Here is a 15,917-nt window from a genome sequence, read left to right as displayed (position 1 = left end):
GGAAGGGGTAAATTCGTGGAATAGAAGGGGTAAATTTTTACAAAATATACACACTATTAATGATTGTGTTTATTTCTGTCAATATCGAATGATTTATGATAGAAATCAATTGTGTTTTTGAGCAGTGCAGGGCTGTGAAAGCCGTTCCGGCAGGGAACTTAGATTCACTTGTTCAAGATATGTTACTATGGACTGATCAGGATTACAGGTTTTGATCTACTGAAAAGGAGTGAGAGCAGGATGTCTACCGCATTAAAACCGAAGCTCGATCGGGAATATATGACTCGTCAGCTAAGCCATCTTCTAAGTATACCGAGCCCGAGTGGCTATTGCATGGCGATTATGGATGAATTGCGTAAGGAAGTTGAAAGCATGGGTTATACCATGGAGCAAACGCCCAAAGGAACGGGTATCATTACGATTCCGGGAGAACGAACGGATAAGGTCATTGGCGTGTCCGCGCATGTGGATACGTTGGGGGCGATGGTTCGTTCCATTAAATCGAATGGAATGATCCGTTTTACACCTGTTGGCGGTTATGCGATGGGGACGGTAGAGGGTGAGTATTGTGTCATCCATACAAGGGATGGACGTAAGTATGAAGGGACAGTACTCACGACCAAGCCTTCGGTGCATGTCTACAGCGAGGCTCGCGATATGAAGCGGGAAGAACAGAATATGGAGATTCGTATCGATGAATCCGTTGCATCCAAAGAAGATACGCTTAAGCTGGGCATTTCGGTAGGCGACTTTATTTCGTGGGATCCCCGGACTCGTGTATTGCCGAACGGCTGGATCAAGTCCCGCCATCTGGATGACAAGGCAAGCGTAGCGGCGCTGCTCGGATTCCTCGAATGGCTTAAGCGAGAAGGAAAGACGCCGATGTACACCGTAAAGCTGCTGATCTCCACTTATGAAGAAGTAGGACATGGCTGTGCTTACATTCCGTCAGATATTACGGAGCTGCTTGCGTTAGACATGGGTGCCCTCGGTGACGATCTCTCAGCGACGGAGAAGGATGTGTCCATCTGTGCAAAGGATTCTTCCGGTCCGTACGACTATGAGATGACGACGCGTCTTATTGAATTGGCGAAGCGGGAAGGCATTCCCCATGCAGTGGATATTTATCCTTATTATGGCTCGGATGCATCGGCAGCCTTAAGAGGAGGAAGCAATATTCGTGCTGCGTTGATGGGACCGGGAGTACATGCTTCTCATGGCATGGAGCGCACGCATGAGGAAGCGGTCGTGAATACGGCTGCGTTGCTTATTGCTTATGTAATGGAAGACTAACAGGAAATTTGAAGGCGCTGGCGCTTGGAAAGGGAATACCCCCTTTGAGCGTTCTGCGCCTTTTTTTGATACTGTTGTTAGCTCTGAATAGAGGCAACTGGCTGCTGCTACCGTTGGGATTGGGAATACGCTATGGTATAGTGAATGTACCAAGAGTGGAAACGGAGCGAGCACATGATGACAATAAATGAAGAACGACGATCGGATCATTACTAAGGCGATACCAAGCGAAAAGATGCAAGAAACAGAGGGGAAAGGGAAGGTCAGATATCCCATACAGGCCTGAACAGCGGCAAGACGAAGGCACCCCCTCATTACATTAACATTTATATGCAGAAGAAGTGAAAGCTGCTGATCGTATTGTTGTTACGATTAAGCGAATTAGCATTAATGGCGAGGGAGCAGGATACTACAATCGTGATATGGCTTACGCAGGATGCCCGTGAAGTAAGGGGAATTGAGCTTATTCCAGAGGCTGTTCGAGACGCACGCGATAATGCACAGGCTAGCGGTATCGACCTCGTTTCTTCGAGGGACGTGTGCGGAGGAACTTAGTTTCGATTAACGATATTGCCACACTAAAGAAGCTGTTGAATGAGGAGTAATCTAATTAATAGCACGCCAAACTTCTGGAGTGTGTAATAATAGTGATGGTGCGAAAATAAAGAAATGAGAAGTGACAGATTCGCTTGAAAAAGATGACGGACAAGCAGACTAGTCATGTTGAGTACTGTTCACTAGCCAACTGAAGCAGGAGGTCCCGATTATGCATAAGAAAAAAACGAACCACTCTAAAGTCAACCGTCCCAATTTCAGTCAATATACGGTCAAAGAACCGACGGAACTGCTGCTTTTTTTATTGCAAAAACAATCCAAGCTCGGTCGGAACTCTGTTAAAGCCATATTAGCCCGCGGACAAGTATCGGTCAACGATCGGGTCGTGACAGAATACAATTATCCCCTTGTGCCTGGACAAACGGTTACCATTCGAAAGGATAGGGCTGCTGAAGAACCGCTGTTCGTCGGGCTATCTATCCTGCATGAGGACGAGGATATTATCGTCATCCAGAAGAATGCCGGTTTGCTGTCGATCGCTTCTCCTCAAGAAAACGATATGACAGCCTATCGGCAGCTAATGGCGCATGTTCGAGTTAAAGATCCTGGAAGCAGGGTTTTTGTCGTTCATCGTCTGGATCGAGATACTTCCGGTGTGATGATGTTCGCCAAGAGCGAGAGGGTTCAGCAATTGCTTCAGAACTCCTGGCAGGACACCGTAAAGGAGCGTACATACATTGCATTGGTTGAAGGAAAGATCAAGAAAACGGAAGGTACCATTTCGTCTTGGTTGAAAGAAAGCAGCACACTAAAAATGTATTCCAGCCATCGTCCGAATGACGGTCAACACGCTGTGACACATTACAAAATCATTCAATCCAATAGTAACTTTACCTTATCGGAGGTCCGACTCGAAACAGGGCGGAAAAATCAAATACGGGTCCACATGCAAGACATAGGGCATCCCATTGTAGGGGATAAAAAATATGGCTCGAAGTCAAATGCCATTAAACGACTTGGTCTTCATGCTCAAGTGTTAGCTTTTATACATCCTACAAAAGGCCATCTAGTGCGTTTTGAAACAGAGATTCCCAAGGCGTTTCTTACCCCTTTTCGACAATCTCCTTCTAAATCAAATTAACTGTTGACGAGGCCCTTTAAGATAGTTGAGCCCAATGTCTTCGGAGCGATCTCTGTCACTAGGACGATCCTTATGCCTCATGCTGTAAAAACCAAACAAAGAATACCGTCCACTTGAAGGATGGTATTCTTTGTTTATTTGCACAACTTTAGTTGCAGAATCCTCCTATGCCTTCTTTTTAGCGCCAACCGAGCTGTTCAAGCATAGCTATCCAACATTTCATTTAAATAAACTCGAAATCCTTCCACGTATGATTTGGGCTCTACGATTTTTAGATTTGTGCCGAAACTTGCTAAGAATTGAAATCCTGTACTGTTTTGAGGGACATTAATAGTTGCTAATAGAAATTCAGAGCTATAGGTTTCAATACTCTTTCGACCGTATCTTTCAATGAATTGATCTTTTATGCTTGGCGAAATCAATGCCTTGATAGCGACTAGCTGCGGTTGATAACTTGCTTCGCGTGTTTGTTCTATTACATATTCTCTAGGGTCAAATGTTTTTTCATCCATATTAAGCTTATCGATCCGAGATAATTTAAATGTTCTATAGCTCATACGATCTAAACAATATCCTCTCAGATACCAACTCGTTTCGCTAAAATGAAGTTGATAGGGCTCGACCATTCTATTCGACGTGGCGCCATTTTTATCTATATAGTCAAATGAAACTAGCCTTCTCTTTAATATGGATTCTTGAAACGTCTTCAAGGTTTGAATAATCTCAGACCGCCCCTCCCAATTATAAAAGGACAGCTGCATTGAACTTTTCAGAGCTAATGGGCTAACCATCGCTTCTATTTTTTTGATAGTAATTTCAACTTCTTCGCTAATTAGAATTTGTTCCAATCCGCCGAGGGCAGTTAATATATTCTCTAAGTCGGAGCTGCTTAACAGACGTTTATCAACCTTGTATTCATCCATAATACCGTAGCCGCCATTAACTCCATGGATAGCATAGATCGGGATGTTGGATAAGCTCAGTGTTTCCATATCGCGAAGAATCGTTCTTTTGGAAACATGAAATAATTGCGCGAATTCGTTTGTTGAAACGATGTTCTTTTTCAGCAATATCATAATGATGGAAATAAGTCTCTCAACCTTGTCCATATGTCCTCATCTTCTTTCTCTACTTCATCTTCTTTCTCTACTTCATTTTAGAATGATGACATCATGCTGTCACCTTTTGTAGATTATACTACATTTATCACAAGAAGGAGGTATTGCTTTATGTCAGCTATTGCCTATTTGAATTTCGATGGAATTGCAGAACAAGTCATTGAATTTTATTCGGAGGCTTTAAGCGCAATTGAAGTGAAACAAGTAAAGTTTGGGGATATTCCGCAAGATCCAAACTATCCCCTGCCGGAAAATGAGTTAAATATGATCATGGAGTCTTCCATACAATTCGCAGGCGGGAAGCTCATGATGTCGGACATTTTGCCTTCCATGAAGACGGTAACAGGCGAGTTGATAAAAGGAAATAATGTACTGATCAGTCTAGTCATTGATGATAAACAACAACTGGAACAATACTTTAATAAATTATCGGTTGGCGGCCATGTTTTGATGCCGTTATCTAATACTCCTTGGTCTTCGTGTTTTGGAATGCTGGTTGATAAGTTTGGTATTTCATGGAAATTCAATAGTGATGCAGATAAGTTTCTTGATGGAATAATTTCTAATAAAAAATAATTTATATAATATATAGACTGAATTAAAACGTGTCCGTTGCCTCGTTCATCGCTGTATATCAACACCATTATCTGGGCACATTTACCGGAAGTGAGTATGCGACGATTATGAAAAATCATATTTAGCTTCGAAATAAAAAAAGCTTGAGCGTATGCAGCTCAAGCTTTTAGTTTGTGTACATCTGGCATGGACGTTATTTCTAGGGGGAAAGTCCCGAACGGGGCTGGCGAACGCTAACCTTGGAACCGCTGTATGCGGACCGCATTTATGGTCCCTATTTCGAAATTAGAAATAGCAATAACAAATGAATAGCTGCAATTATTCCCATGGGGTAAATAAATGCTCTGGAGAACGTATTTTTAAATTCATTACGAGGGTGTTTTTCAAAAAACAGGTGTAGTACTGCGTGGATGATGAAAAATATATCCAAAACCCAAAAAGTAATTGTCTGATATGAGCTGAAAAGCAGAGTGAATATGATTGTGTAAAGTGGCAGATGGATAATTGTAAATAATGTATATGCTTTTTTATCTTCCATATCTTTCAGTACAATAAATAGTCTCCACTCGGATCGTCTAATGGCTAGTCCCTCCAACTTTCATAAAATATTCATCCTCTGATTCTTCTACGATGCTCACTGATTTACTATCCTGGAACCTCTCCGAAAATAATCATTTATAAAATTCAGAATGATCTTTTTTTATTGAGGTATAATGATGGAATCGATAGAATGAGAGTGCCTGAGGGAGGTTTGTTAGATGATTAGGATGAAACACAAAATGAATTTGATCACGCTCATTCTGCTCCTCATGTGCATTATCATTATTCCGGTCCTTTCCCAAGGGTATATGCTGGGCAAAGGAGCAGTTAAGCAAGTGGAGGTATTGTACGATAAATCGGTATCCAGCAACATGGAGTCGCTCTCCATCAGCTTGGATTTTTATGTGAATCATATCGAGGATTATATTCGTACTCTGTCGCAGGATCAGGAATTGCAGAGATTGCTGAGTCGCAATGAAAACGCCTCCATCAGCAACAAAGCTGTAAGGGACCGCCTCAAGTCTTTTAACACGGCCTATCGGTTGAGGGTGCCTTTATACGTTCAAATCTTGAATGATCAAGGGGAAGTATTCAGCGATAGCGTCCTCCACGATACAGAAGTCGAGAGGTTCAAGCAAGTCGTGCGCGGGTTTAAGTGGCCCGAAGAAAGGATTCCTTATGACAATAACATCATGTATCGTAATGTAGGCGCAAACTTCCACGATCTTTCGAGCGAGCATAACGCTTTATATTTTACGAAAAATATCGTACAAGGAAATCAGGCTCTTGGCCTCTTGAATGTAGAGGTGAACGATAGCTTATTTCAACGTCTGCTGCGCAAAATCCAGCTAAACAGTTCTACGCTTGCCTTCATTAGCCAAGAAGACGGAGAATTGCTCATTTCGAGCGAAGAAAACGACTCTCATTTACAGGAACTATCGAAAAACGCGATTTCCAAGGCAAAGAAAAATGGGGGAGAATACGAAAGCTTTTACATCAAGTGGAATGGGCAGAGCTACTTCTGTTCCGTGCAGAATATCCCTTTTCTCAGCTGGTATTTAATTGCCCTAACGCCTGAAGAATTTCTAGCCAGTCCGACTAAACAATTGTGGAATCATACGCTGACCGTCACGGTAGCCTCTATTGTATTAATTTCACTCATCCTGTATATTTTCACGAGAAAAGCGATGGTGCCGATCTTGAATTTATCCAAGTCTGTACGCAAAATCCGTTTCAACGACACCGTACAAGGGCAAAATATAAATTTGCAATTCCAGTACAAGGGATTGGAAGAGATCGAAATTCTATTTTCAGGCATTCAACAAATGGTTAGCCGGATAAATGAACAGATGGAGCGAATCCAGACGGATGAACGGGAAAAATCAAATCTGGAACTTAATCTGTTGCTCTCACAGATTAAACCTCATTTTTTGCATAACTCGATCAACTCAATCCGATGGATGGCGGAAATGAAGGGAGAGAAGACGATTGCCCAAACGCTTGTCAATTTGAGCAGTATGCTCAATTATACGTTAGGCAAATCGCTCACGGTCTGGAGTACCGTCGGTGAAGAAATGGATTATGTAAGAAGCTATATCGCTTTTCAGGAAAAACGTATTTTCATGAAGATCGAAACGATATGGAATGTGCCGAAAGAAGTTCAGAGCGCAAGAATTCTGAAGCTGACACTGCAGCCTATCGTCGAGAATGCCATATTACACGGATTTGCTTATCTCGATGGGATAACGCCGCAATTAACGCTGTCGTGCGTCAGGGAAGAGGGACAGTTGCGGGTGGAAGTCACAGATAACGGAGCCGGTATCGAGGAAGCCGCCATTGCTGGAATGCTGCAAAATGACACGGATGGGACAGAGGATGAGGAAAGAATATCAGGTATCGGGTTGAAAAATGTGCACCGTCGTTTGCAATTGGAGTACGGCACGCGTTACGGCATTGAAATTCGAAGCGAAATAGGCAAGGGTACGTCTGTCACACTAACTTTTCCTTATATCGATCATAATGGAGGAGATTCCGAATGAAAGTGATGATTATCGAAGACGATATTCTCGTTAGGATGGGGATCAAATCGCTGATCCCTTGGTCGGAATTGGGACTTGAGGTTGTCTGCGAAGCAAGGGACGGAGCGGAAGCTGTAGAGCTGTATGAGACATTTTTGCCTGATATCGCGCTCGTGGATATTTTACTGCCGAAGATGAACGGGCTGGATTTTATAGAGAAGGTGAAGCCGCGTAATCCTCACGGAGAGTTTATTATTCTTACCTGCAATCAAGATTTCGAAACAGTTCGCCAATCGCTGCGTCTGGGCGTTCATGATTTCATCGTGAAATCGACGATGGAGCTCGAAGAGCTTCAACGTATTTTGAAGCAATTAGTAGACAAGATGAAAGCCAAAGTGTCGAACCATGAGCATCCAAAGGAAACGACATCGGAGGCAGGTTCGAGATCCATTCGGAAAGCGGGCTTGCTCAGAGATTGGTTGCACGGATTGTATAACGGTGCAGAGACGGAAGAATTTGCAGAGACATTGGGCGAGTTTAAATATTTTCTCGAAGAGGGACAATATCAGGCATGGGTTGTAACGTTGAACGATTCCCGGAGCGATTCGATTCTTACTTCCCAGGAAGTCGTGAAAATCGGCCATTCAATCGATCATATGGCTGCGGAGCTTTACCGAGGCAAGCTAATCGGGTTCGTGGAGAACATCAAAGACAACCGCTGGCATGTTCTGCTGCGGAGCGGGAACGATACGGATATCGACCCGGAGCTCTTGATCGACTCTGTGTTGCAGTATCTCGGCTATTCCCTGTCCATCGCGGTAAGCAATCGATTTACGGATTGGCGGGAGTGGATAGAATACGACCGTATAGCGGGCGAACTGCTTAGCCTTAACTATTATCGTGAGGACGATCGTTTGTTCCAGGGGAACCCGCCCGAATCCACGCTTTCCGATGCTGTGTTTGTATGGAAAAAGTCGATGATGAACAAGCTGTCCGCTTTTCAATTCGAGCAGGCGGAAGATCATCTAGCGAATCTGAAACAGGTCATTGGTCCGCCTTATCCGAGGCCGACGCTTGTGTTCAATGTACTGGAGGACGTTCTATTCCAACTCAAGCAGATATCCCAAATGACAGGGAGACGTCTCCCGGAAGCGCAATTCCAGAGAACCGAGCTGCTGAGCTGCGTTTCATTATCGCAAGCCGTTCTGTTGCTCCACAATGCTATACAGGTCTTGCAGGACCCGATATTCAGGGAGAAGAGCGGTCATGAAAGAAAGAAGTTCGTCGATGCCACAGAGTTATTCATTCAGGAGCATCCCTTTGAGGAAATTAGTTTAAACGGCATAGCCTCGCACTTGAAAGTAAGCCCGGTATATCTTAGCCGGATTTATAAAGAAGAGAAGGGAATTTCGTTCAGCACTGCCGTATTGACGGCTAAGGTGGAGCAAGCCGAAACCATGATCCGGAGTGGCATGACCTTAACTGAGATTTCCGATAAGCTGGGCTATTTGAATCTCAGCTCGTTCACCCGGATGTTCAAGAAAATCAAGGGTATCGCTCCGTCGCATTACGGGGAATCTGATTAAAAGATGTTAAGTGCCCTTTATAAAATGATAAATCCGTACCATATTAAATATAAAGTGATAAATCAAATGGTTGGCTTAGGACATTCATTTGCTTAAGGAAAGCTACTACACTAGGCTTCAAGACATCAACTAACGTAAAAGGTGGGCTTTCCATGAAGCTAAGAAATGGGTCGATGGTAACCGTAACATTGTTCATGGTAATAGCACTCTTGCTTAATGGGTGTGGCAATGGGAGAAATGAAAGCGCTTCTCCTGGCGATAGTGGGGGGAAGAAGGTCAATCTCGTTTTCTGGAATTCAGGGTTTGCTACCATTGACGAAAATAACAAATCCAAGAAAAAGGAAGACTTCTATATTTCCCAGGCGGTGGAACGTTATCAAAAGTTGCATCCGAACGTCAAAATTGACGTGCAGGACGTCCCTTCGGGAGATGAGCTATTCGCTAAATTCCAAACGGCGAGTATTGCCAAGAACGGCCCCGATCTGACTGTACTTTGGTCCGGCTCGTATATGCTTCGCTTCAAGCAGTTTTTGGAGCCGATGGATCAATACTTCACAAAGGAAGAAAGAGCCAGAATCGTCGGCTGGAGCGCAACGACGGAAGACTTCACGAATGACGGCAAAGCCTATGGCGTCCCATTCGGGACGGACGGCACGTTCCTTTTGGCGTACAACAAGCAGATTTTTGCCGATGCAGGGATCGATCCTGTTGCCCAGCGTCCGAAAAACTTCGGGGAGTTCGTAGCCATGCTGGAGAAAGTCAAATCGAAAAAGGTTACGCCTCTGGGTTTATTCAAAGACAGCTTTCTCCACGTGCCGAATTATTGGATTGCCCAAACTGTGGACGTCCCGGGACTCGGCACTCTGGTCAAAGGCACAACGAATTTCTCTGATCCTAAACTGGTGAGCATCATGAAGGGCTGGCATGAGCTGTTCGCGAAAGATTTGGTCATTGCGGAAGATTCCGTACGTCAATTGTTTATTCAAGGACAACTGGGCATGACGGTGGGAGCCAATTCAGACATCTTGAACTTCAGCAAAGAGATGGGCGACAATGTGGGCTTTATCAAAATTCCGGACTTTAGTGAGGATGTCAAAATCCATGATGGCGGTCCCGGCGGCGTCGGCGCTGCGTTCGTCGTAACAAATTATTCCGAGCATGCGAAAGAAGCGGCCGACTTCGTCAAGTTCCTGATGAGCAAGGAAGAGCAAGTCAACAAAATCAAGTCGGGCGAAGCTCGAATTACCGTGGTCAACGACGTCGATGTGAACGAATATGTATCTGATCCGCTAGTGAAGACGATGCAGGATATGGCGAATGAACCGAGCACGATTTTCTGGCCTGACAACGTGTACCCTGCAGAGCTGACGAGTGAGATGATGTCGCTGCAATCGCTTGTGTCTAGCGGGAAAATGACAGCAGAAGAATTTATGAAGAAAATAGATCAGAAGCGCGACGAGCTTCTGAAGCGTAAATAAGAGTCCACGACCTCCCAATTGGGAGGTCGTTTTTGTAGGGAGCGCTAACGAAAGAATAAACGCCGAAATTTTTTCTGAATAGTTTTATCAAAGGAATGGTCATGCGAGATGTTATCGATTGTAAGCGGTTTAAAAGATGTCAAGGACGCTTTATAAAAATGATAAATGGACAACTCTTCGGATATAAAATGGTAAATCAAATGGTTGGCTTAGGACATTCACCAGCAGGAGGGAAACTTTTATACTAGGCTCAAGACATCAAATAACAACGAAAGAGGGAAGATTCCATGAAACTAAAAAAAGGCTCTTTTGTAATCGCAGCATGGATCATGGTAATGACACTCGTGCTTAATGGATGTGGCAATGGCACAAATGAAAGCGCTTCTTCGGGCGAAAATGGGGAGAAGCAAGTCAAGCTGGTTTTCTGGAATTCAGGGTTTGCCACCATTGACGAAAATAACAAATCCAAGAAAAAGGAAGACTTCTATATTTCCCAGGCGGTGGAACGTTATCAAAAGTTGCATCCGAACGTCAAAATTGACGTGCAGGACGTCCCTTCGGGAGATGAGCTATTCGCTAAATTCCAAACGGCGAGTATTGCCAAGAACGGCCCCGACCTGACCGTACTTTGGTCCGGCTCGTATATGCTCCGCTTCAAGCAGTTTTTGGAGCCGATGGATCAATACTTCACGAAGGAAGAAAGAGATAGAATCGTCGGCTGGAGCGCAACGACGGAAGACTTCACGAATGATGGCAAAGCCTACGGCGTCCCTTTCGGGACGGACGGCACGTTCCTCCTGGCGTACAACAAGCAGATTTTTGCCGATGCAGGGATCGATCCTGTTGCCCAGCGTCCGAAAAACTTCGGGGAGTTCGTAGCCATGCTGGAGAAGGTCAAATCGAAAAAGGTTACGCCTCTTGGATTATTCAAAGACAGCTTTCTCCACGTGCCGAATTATTGGATTGCCCAAACTGTGGACGTCCCGGGACTCGGCACTCTGGTCAAAGGCACAACGAATTTCTCTGATCCTAAACTGGTGAGCATCATGAAGGGCTGGCATGAGCTGTTCGACAAAGATTTGGTCATTGCGGAGGATTCCGTACGTCAATTGTTTATTCAAGGACAACTGGGCATGACTGTGGGAGCCAATTCGGACATCTCGAATTTCAGCAAAGAGATGGGCGACAACGTGGGCTTTATCAAAATTCCGGACTTTAGTGAGGATGTCAAAATCCATGATGGCGGTCCCGGCGGCGTCGGCGCTGCATTCGTTGTATCGAATTACTCTAAGCATGCCAAAGAAGCAGCTGATTTCGTCAAGTTCCTGATGAGCAAGGAAGAGCAAATCAACAAAATCAAGTCGGGCGAAGCTCGCATTACTGTGGTCAACGACGTTGACGTGAACGAATACGTATCTGATCCGCTAGTGAAGACGATGCAGGAAATGGCGAATGAACCGAGTACGATTTTCTGGCCTGACAACGTGTACCCTGCAGAGCTGACAAGCGAGATGATGTCGCTGCAATCGCTTGTGTCTAGCGGGAAAATGACGGCGGAAGAATTTATGAAGAAAATAGATCAAAAGCGCGATGAGCTTCTGAAGAGCAGTAGCAAATAAGACATCAAGCCAATGGCCTCCCTTCAAAGGAGAACGCTTTCACAACAGGCAAGGAGGAAGATAGGAATGAGTCTAAAGCAAGAGCGCTGGGTAGGATTGTTCTCGTTGCTGCCGGCTTTTCTGCTATTGGCGATATTCGTGGGTTATCCCATGTTCAATACGTTTTTTCATAGCTTTACAAAATGGGACGGAGTCACTTCTGTTTTCATAGGGTGGGACAACTTTCAAAGCATATTAACCAATGGAGATTTGCCGCTCATGCTGCGGAACAATCTGATCTTTCTGCTATCCGTTCCGGGCATTTTGTTAATCTCATTGACGGTATCGGTATTGTTGCATGAGGAAGTTCGGGGCTGGCGCTTCTTCCGTTCCGTTTATTATTTGCCGGCTATTCTATCGTCGGTAGTCATCGGTTTTTTGGCGAAATCCATGTTTACTAACAATGGCATTGTGAATACCTTTCTTGATAAAATCGGACTCGGTCATTTTACCGTGGATTGGCTGAATACGGTCCCGACCGAATTTATGATCTTGATCCTTTGCTTCTACTGGCAAACGCTCGGTCAAGGCACGCTTATTTTCCTGTCGGGTCTTTCCTCCATCTCTAACGAACTGTTCGATGCAGCGAAAATAGACGGAACAAGTTGGCGGCAGAAATTATTTTACATCGTCATCCCTTCTCTCTATCCGGCCATCTTTTATTTTACGATCGTTAACGTCATTTACGTATTCGTCGGGCTGTTCGGACTTGTTTATTCGATTACGGGCGGAGGACCGGGTTATGAGACAACTCCGATCGATTACATGATCTATATTCAAGCCTTCAGAAGCGGCAATATGGGCTATGCGAGCGCGCTTTCGGTTTTCCTGTTCTTCATTGTCATGTTTATTACCTGGATTCAGCTGAAAATATCCAATCGCTTAGAGCAATAGGAGGACATGATGAAAACTGCCTATATCAAATGGATTCGATTTCTGATTTTTATCGTTCTGGCCATCATCGCCGTCATGTCCTTGTATCCCCTTTTTTACATGGCATTTAGCAGTATGAAGCCGACGATTGAGTACATTAAACATCCAATGGGGCTTCCTCAGACCTGGTATTTCGACAATTTTAAAGCGTTGATTTATCGGTTTTCCCTGTTCCGCTTATTCGGCAATACGTTATTGTACGTGGGCCTAAGCATGGTTGCTTGTTTGACCATTTCCATTCCTGCAGCATACGCGTTTGCAAAGTTGAAATTTTCATTTAGAAATGGATTTTATATCGCCATGATTGCCACAATGACCATTCCAGGCGTTACCTTTATTATTCCTAACTATTTGTTGATGTCTAAAATCGGTTGGACCGACCATATCGTTTCCGTTGTCGTCATCTGGGCTGTCTCGGCCATCCCAAGCACCGTTTTCTTGCTCACCTCATTGATGCGAGGTATGCCCGACGAAATATTGGAAGCGATCAAAATGGACGGCGCGAAGTATTACCAGACGATGACGAAGATGATCTTGCCCATGAGTTTGCCTGGCGTGGTCACAGTATCGGTCTTTAACGCGACGAACTGGTGGAACGACTTGTTGACTCCGCTCATTTATTTGCAGTCCGATAATCTGAAGACGGTAACCGTTGCCGTAGCGACCGTGCTCAATAGGTTCAGCTCGGATTATCCGCTGCTGCTGTCCGGGTTGCTGCTTTCCTCATTGCCGCCGATTGCCATTTATATTGTTTTTCAAAGTTATATTCGTAAAGGCTTGGTTGTCGGAGCCGTCAAATAACCCGAATTAGGGAGCTAGAGGATGTCATGCGCATGAGAATAAATCAAACGAAGCAAGGCCGCCTTTATTCAAAAGTAGCCATCGTCACAGGAGCGGCATCGGGAATCGGTAAAGGAACGGCGCTATTATTCGCTGAAGAGGGAGCGAAGCTTGTGCTGGTAGACATCAACGAGGATCAATTGAACGAAGTTGCCGCAGAAATCCGTGAATCGGGCGGAAGCTGCGAAATCGTGTGCGGGAATGTCGGTTTGATGGAAACCGCAGAACGGGCGGTTGCATGCGCGGTGGGCGCCTATGGACAACTCGATATTGTGTTCAACAATGCAGGAATTATGCCCGTCGGCGATATTATGGATTATCCCGAAGAAACGTGGGACGAAGTATTGCAGGTCAACTTGAAATCGATGTTCCTTATGTGCAAAAAAGCGATTCCCGAGATGCTCAAAGGAAACGGCGGCTCGATTATCAATACGTCGTCGGTAATGGCTGCATTGACGGAGCCGGGATATACCGCCTACTCCGCTTCTAAGGCGGGCATTATCGGCTTAACCAAGGAAATTGCTGTCTCCTATGCTGAGAAAGGAATTCGCTGCAACGCGATCTCTCCAGGGTGGGTCGAAACGGATATGAACGTCCGACTCGCCGAAAGCATGGGAGGCATGGATAAATTGTATCCGGTGATCAAACAGCAGCAGCCGCTTGGAAGAATGGCTTCGACGCGCGAAGTGGCTTACGCGGTGCTGTTCCTGGCCTCGGATGAATCCGTCGTCGTCAACGGCTCTAATCTGAGTATCGACGGGGCGGCATCGGCTGCGATTTGACGTCGATGATTGGTAATAAATGAAGTCAATCATAATTGGAGGGACTCCCATGGTAAAAATCAGTATTATCGGAGCAGGCTCGGCTATGTTTTCCCTAAGCCTCATTAAAGATATTTGTCTTACGCCTTCACTTGAAGGCAGCGTAATCAGCTTCATGGACATCGATGAGCAGCGACTGAACAGCGCCTATTCGCTATGCGAACGTTATGCCAAAGAGGCTAATATTCATCTGATTCTGGAGAAAACGACGGATCGGAGGGAATCGCTTCGCGGAGCCGACTTTGTCATGCTCGCTGCATTGATCGGAGGACATCAACGTCTGAAGGACGGATGGGACATCGCGCAGAGACATGGGTATCGTTTTGGCGGTAGTCTTCACGTCATGCATGATGAAGGATTCTGGATTAATTTCGATCAATTGCAATTGATGGAGTCGGTGATGCAGGACATATTGGAAATCTGTCCGAATGCCTGGTACATGCTCGTATCCAATCCGGTCATGGCTGGCGTTACCTATTTGCAGCGCAAGTATCCGGAGGCCAAGCTGGCAGGCTTCTGTCATGGTTCCAATGGAGTGAAGGCTGTCGCGGAGGTCATCGGGCTTGACCCGGAACATATTACGTACGAAATTCCGGGCGTAAACCATTTTATCTGGTTGACGGAGTTCCGCTACAAAGGCGAAGATGCTTTCCCTATTCTGGATCGCTGGATAGAAGAGAAGTCGGCGGATTATATCGAGAAATGCGGTACTTGCGATTGGTTGGGGCCGAAAGCAATCGATCTGTACAAGAAGTTCGGCGTATTCCCGATCGGCGATACAGGAAATCCGGGAGGCGGCGCTTGGCCGGCCTGGCATCACGCGGATGAAGAGACGGAGCGATTCTATAAGGAAGATCCTCAGGCCTGGTGGCGTGACCTGTACTTTGCGGGAGGAGCAGCAGGCGTAGAGAAAATACGGAGGGTTTCCGAGAATACGGCCGAGAAGGTGATGGATAGCTTCCCGCCAGAGCATTCGACGGAACCGATGATTCCATTTATCGAAGCGATTGCATGCGATGTTCCTAGAGTAATGATTCTTAATATTTTGAACGACAGCAATTACGTGCCTGGCATTCCGCTGGATTTTCAGGTGGAGATTCCTTGTTACGTCAGCGGAATAGGCGTTCAAGGCATTAAAACCAAAGGCTTGCCTAAGCCTGTCATTCAATATGCGCTGCGCGATCGCGTCGCCCCGGTCGAGATGGAGCTGCAGGCTTACGGAAGTGGAAGCTATGACGACCTTGTTCAATTAATTCTAATGGATCCATGGACCCGTTCCGAGCAACAAGCGAGGGCGCTCTTGGACGAGATTCTTCAGATGCCAAGCCTTGTCGCGATGAGAGAACATTTCAAGTGAGGT

14 protein-coding genes are annotated in these 15,917 nt (G+C 45.4%); 12 read left to right on the top strand and 2 right to left on the bottom strand.

All coding sequences use genetic code 11. The features are described 5' to 3' along the window. The first annotated feature begins 240 nt into the window (after positions 1 to 240). The 3 genes from DX130_RS22625 to DX130_RS22620 all read left to right on the top strand — a co-directional run bounded on the left by DX130_RS22625 (position 241) and on the right by DX130_RS22620 (position 2,989). Positions 241 to 1,293: a M42 family metallopeptidase gene (locus DX130_RS22625; protein ID WP_116049262.1), complete on the top strand. Its 1,053-nt coding sequence runs from the start codon at positions 241 to 243 to the stop codon at positions 1,291 to 1,293. Positions 1,294 to 1,710: 417 nt separating this feature from the next. After that, positions 1,711 to 1,848, top strand: a complete 138-nt coding sequence (locus DX130_RS26610; RefSeq protein WP_165861413.1) for a hypothetical protein — start codon at positions 1,711 to 1,713, stop codon at positions 1,846 to 1,848. Between the two features lie 211 nt (positions 1,849 to 2,059). Next, a complete protein-coding gene (locus DX130_RS22620) occupies positions 2,060 to 2,989 on the top strand; it encodes an RluA family pseudouridine synthase (RefSeq protein WP_116049260.1) in 930 nt (309 codons plus the stop codon). 197 nt (positions 2,990 to 3,186) lie between these two features. Here the strand turns inward: DX130_RS22620 and DX130_RS22615 are convergent, their stop codons facing one another. Continuing rightward, positions 3,187 to 4,098: a helix-turn-helix transcriptional regulator gene (locus DX130_RS22615; RefSeq protein ID WP_116049258.1), complete on the bottom strand. Its 912-nt coding sequence runs from the start codon at positions 4,096 to 4,098 to the stop codon at positions 3,187 to 3,189. A 120-nt stretch (positions 4,099 to 4,218) separates the two neighbouring features. Between DX130_RS22615 and DX130_RS22610 the strand changes: the two genes are divergently transcribed. Further along, a complete protein-coding gene (locus tag DX130_RS22610) occupies positions 4,219 to 4,683 on the top strand; it encodes a VOC family protein (RefSeq protein ID WP_116049257.1) in 465 nt (154 codons plus the stop codon). A 274-nt stretch (positions 4,684 to 4,957) separates the two neighbouring features. Here the strand turns inward: DX130_RS22610 and DX130_RS27345 are convergent, their stop codons facing one another. Next, the gene (locus DX130_RS27345; RefSeq protein ID WP_338068657.1) at positions 4,958 to 5,278 is read right to left on the bottom strand and encodes a DUF6713 family protein; all 321 of its coding nucleotides are present in this window, start codon (positions 5,276 to 5,278) and stop codon (positions 4,958 to 4,960) included. Between the two features lie 163 nt (positions 5,279 to 5,441). On the opposite strand from DX130_RS27345, the gene DX130_RS22600 reads away from it, so the two are divergent. From DX130_RS22600 to DX130_RS22565, 8 genes are all read left to right on the top strand, one after another. Continuing rightward, positions 5,442 to 7,262 (top strand): sensor histidine kinase, encoded by a 1,821-nt coding sequence (locus tag DX130_RS22600; protein WP_116049255.1) that lies wholly within the window; start codon positions 5,442 to 5,444, stop codon positions 7,260 to 7,262. Next, a complete protein-coding gene (locus DX130_RS22595; RefSeq protein WP_116049254.1) occupies positions 7,259 to 8,827 on the top strand; it encodes a response regulator transcription factor in 1,569 nt (522 codons plus the stop codon). Before DX130_RS22600 ends, DX130_RS22595 begins: the two co-directional genes overlap by 4 nt. Positions 8,828 to 8,979: 152 nt before the next feature. Further along, entirely contained in the window at positions 8,980 to 10,305 is a 1,326-nt protein-coding gene (locus DX130_RS22590) for an ABC transporter substrate-binding protein (RefSeq protein ID WP_116049252.1), read from the top strand. A gap of 287 nt (positions 10,306 to 10,592) precedes the next feature. Beyond that, entirely contained in the window at positions 10,593 to 11,924 is a 1,332-nt protein-coding gene (locus tag DX130_RS22585; protein WP_116049251.1) for an ABC transporter substrate-binding protein, read from the top strand. A 66-nt stretch (positions 11,925 to 11,990) separates the two neighbouring features. Beyond that, positions 11,991 to 12,857, top strand: a complete 867-nt coding sequence (locus DX130_RS22580) for a carbohydrate ABC transporter permease (RefSeq protein ID WP_165861421.1) — start codon at positions 11,991 to 11,993, stop codon at positions 12,855 to 12,857. Positions 12,858 to 12,866: 9 nt separating this feature from the next. After that, positions 12,867 to 13,697 carry a carbohydrate ABC transporter permease gene (locus DX130_RS22575; protein WP_165861420.1) on the top strand — a complete coding sequence of 277 codons (831 nt, stop codon included), beginning with the start codon at positions 12,867 to 12,869 and terminating at the stop codon, positions 13,695 to 13,697. 32 nt (positions 13,698 to 13,729) lie between these two features. Next, the gene (locus DX130_RS22570) at positions 13,730 to 14,518 is read left to right on the top strand and encodes an SDR family NAD(P)-dependent oxidoreductase (protein ID WP_165861419.1); all 789 of its coding nucleotides are present in this window, start codon (positions 13,730 to 13,732) and stop codon (positions 14,516 to 14,518) included. Positions 14,519 to 14,567: 49 nt separating this feature from the next. Beyond that, the gene (locus DX130_RS22565; RefSeq protein ID WP_165861418.1) at positions 14,568 to 15,914 is read left to right on the top strand and encodes a family 4 glycosyl hydrolase; all 1,347 of its coding nucleotides are present in this window, start codon (positions 14,568 to 14,570) and stop codon (positions 15,912 to 15,914) included. Positions 15,915 to 15,917: the final 3 nt, after the last annotated feature.

Source organism: Paenibacillus paeoniae (genome assembly GCF_003388735.1).
Taxonomy (GTDB): domain Bacteria; phylum Bacillota; class Bacilli; order Paenibacillales; family Paenibacillaceae; genus Pristimantibacillus; species Pristimantibacillus paeoniae.
Note: the sequence above shows the minus strand (reverse complement) of the source record. Positions and strands in the feature narration are given on the sequence as shown.

Bases quoted from the DNA above. Each gene is read 5' to 3' on its own strand.
- DX130_RS22625 (WP_116049262.1), top strand. From the start codon at position 241: ATGTCTACCGCATTAAAACCGAAGCTCGATCGGGAATATATGACTCGT.
- DX130_RS22570 (WP_165861419.1), top strand. From the start codon at position 13,730: ATGAGAATAAATCAAACGAAGCAAGGCCGCCTTTATTCAAAAGTAGCC.
- DX130_RS22590 (WP_116049252.1), top strand. From the start codon at position 8,980: ATGAAGCTAAGAAATGGGTCGATGGTAACCGTAACATTGTTCATGGTA.
- DX130_RS22595 (WP_116049254.1), top strand. From the start codon at position 7,259: ATGAAAGTGATGATTATCGAAGACGATATTCTCGTTAGGATGGGGATC.
- DX130_RS22615 (WP_116049258.1), bottom strand. From the start codon at position 4,098: ATGGACAAGGTTGAGAGACTTATTTCCATCATTATGATATTGCTGAAA.
- DX130_RS22580 (WP_165861421.1), top strand. From the start codon at position 11,991: ATGAGTCTAAAGCAAGAGCGCTGGGTAGGATTGTTCTCGTTGCTGCCG.
- DX130_RS22565 (WP_165861418.1), top strand. From the start codon at position 14,568: ATGGTAAAAATCAGTATTATCGGAGCAGGCTCGGCTATGTTTTCCCTA.
- DX130_RS22600 (WP_116049255.1), top strand. From the start codon at position 5,442: ATGATTAGGATGAAACACAAAATGAATTTGATCACGCTCATTCTGCTC.
- DX130_RS22610 (WP_116049257.1), top strand. From the start codon at position 4,219: ATGTCAGCTATTGCCTATTTGAATTTCGATGGAATTGCAGAACAAGTC.
- DX130_RS22585 (WP_116049251.1), top strand. From the start codon at position 10,593: ATGAAACTAAAAAAAGGCTCTTTTGTAATCGCAGCATGGATCATGGTA.
- DX130_RS22575 (WP_165861420.1), top strand. From the start codon at position 12,867: ATGAAAACTGCCTATATCAAATGGATTCGATTTCTGATTTTTATCGTT.
- DX130_RS22620 (WP_116049260.1), top strand. From the start codon at position 2,060: ATGCATAAGAAAAAAACGAACCACTCTAAAGTCAACCGTCCCAATTTC.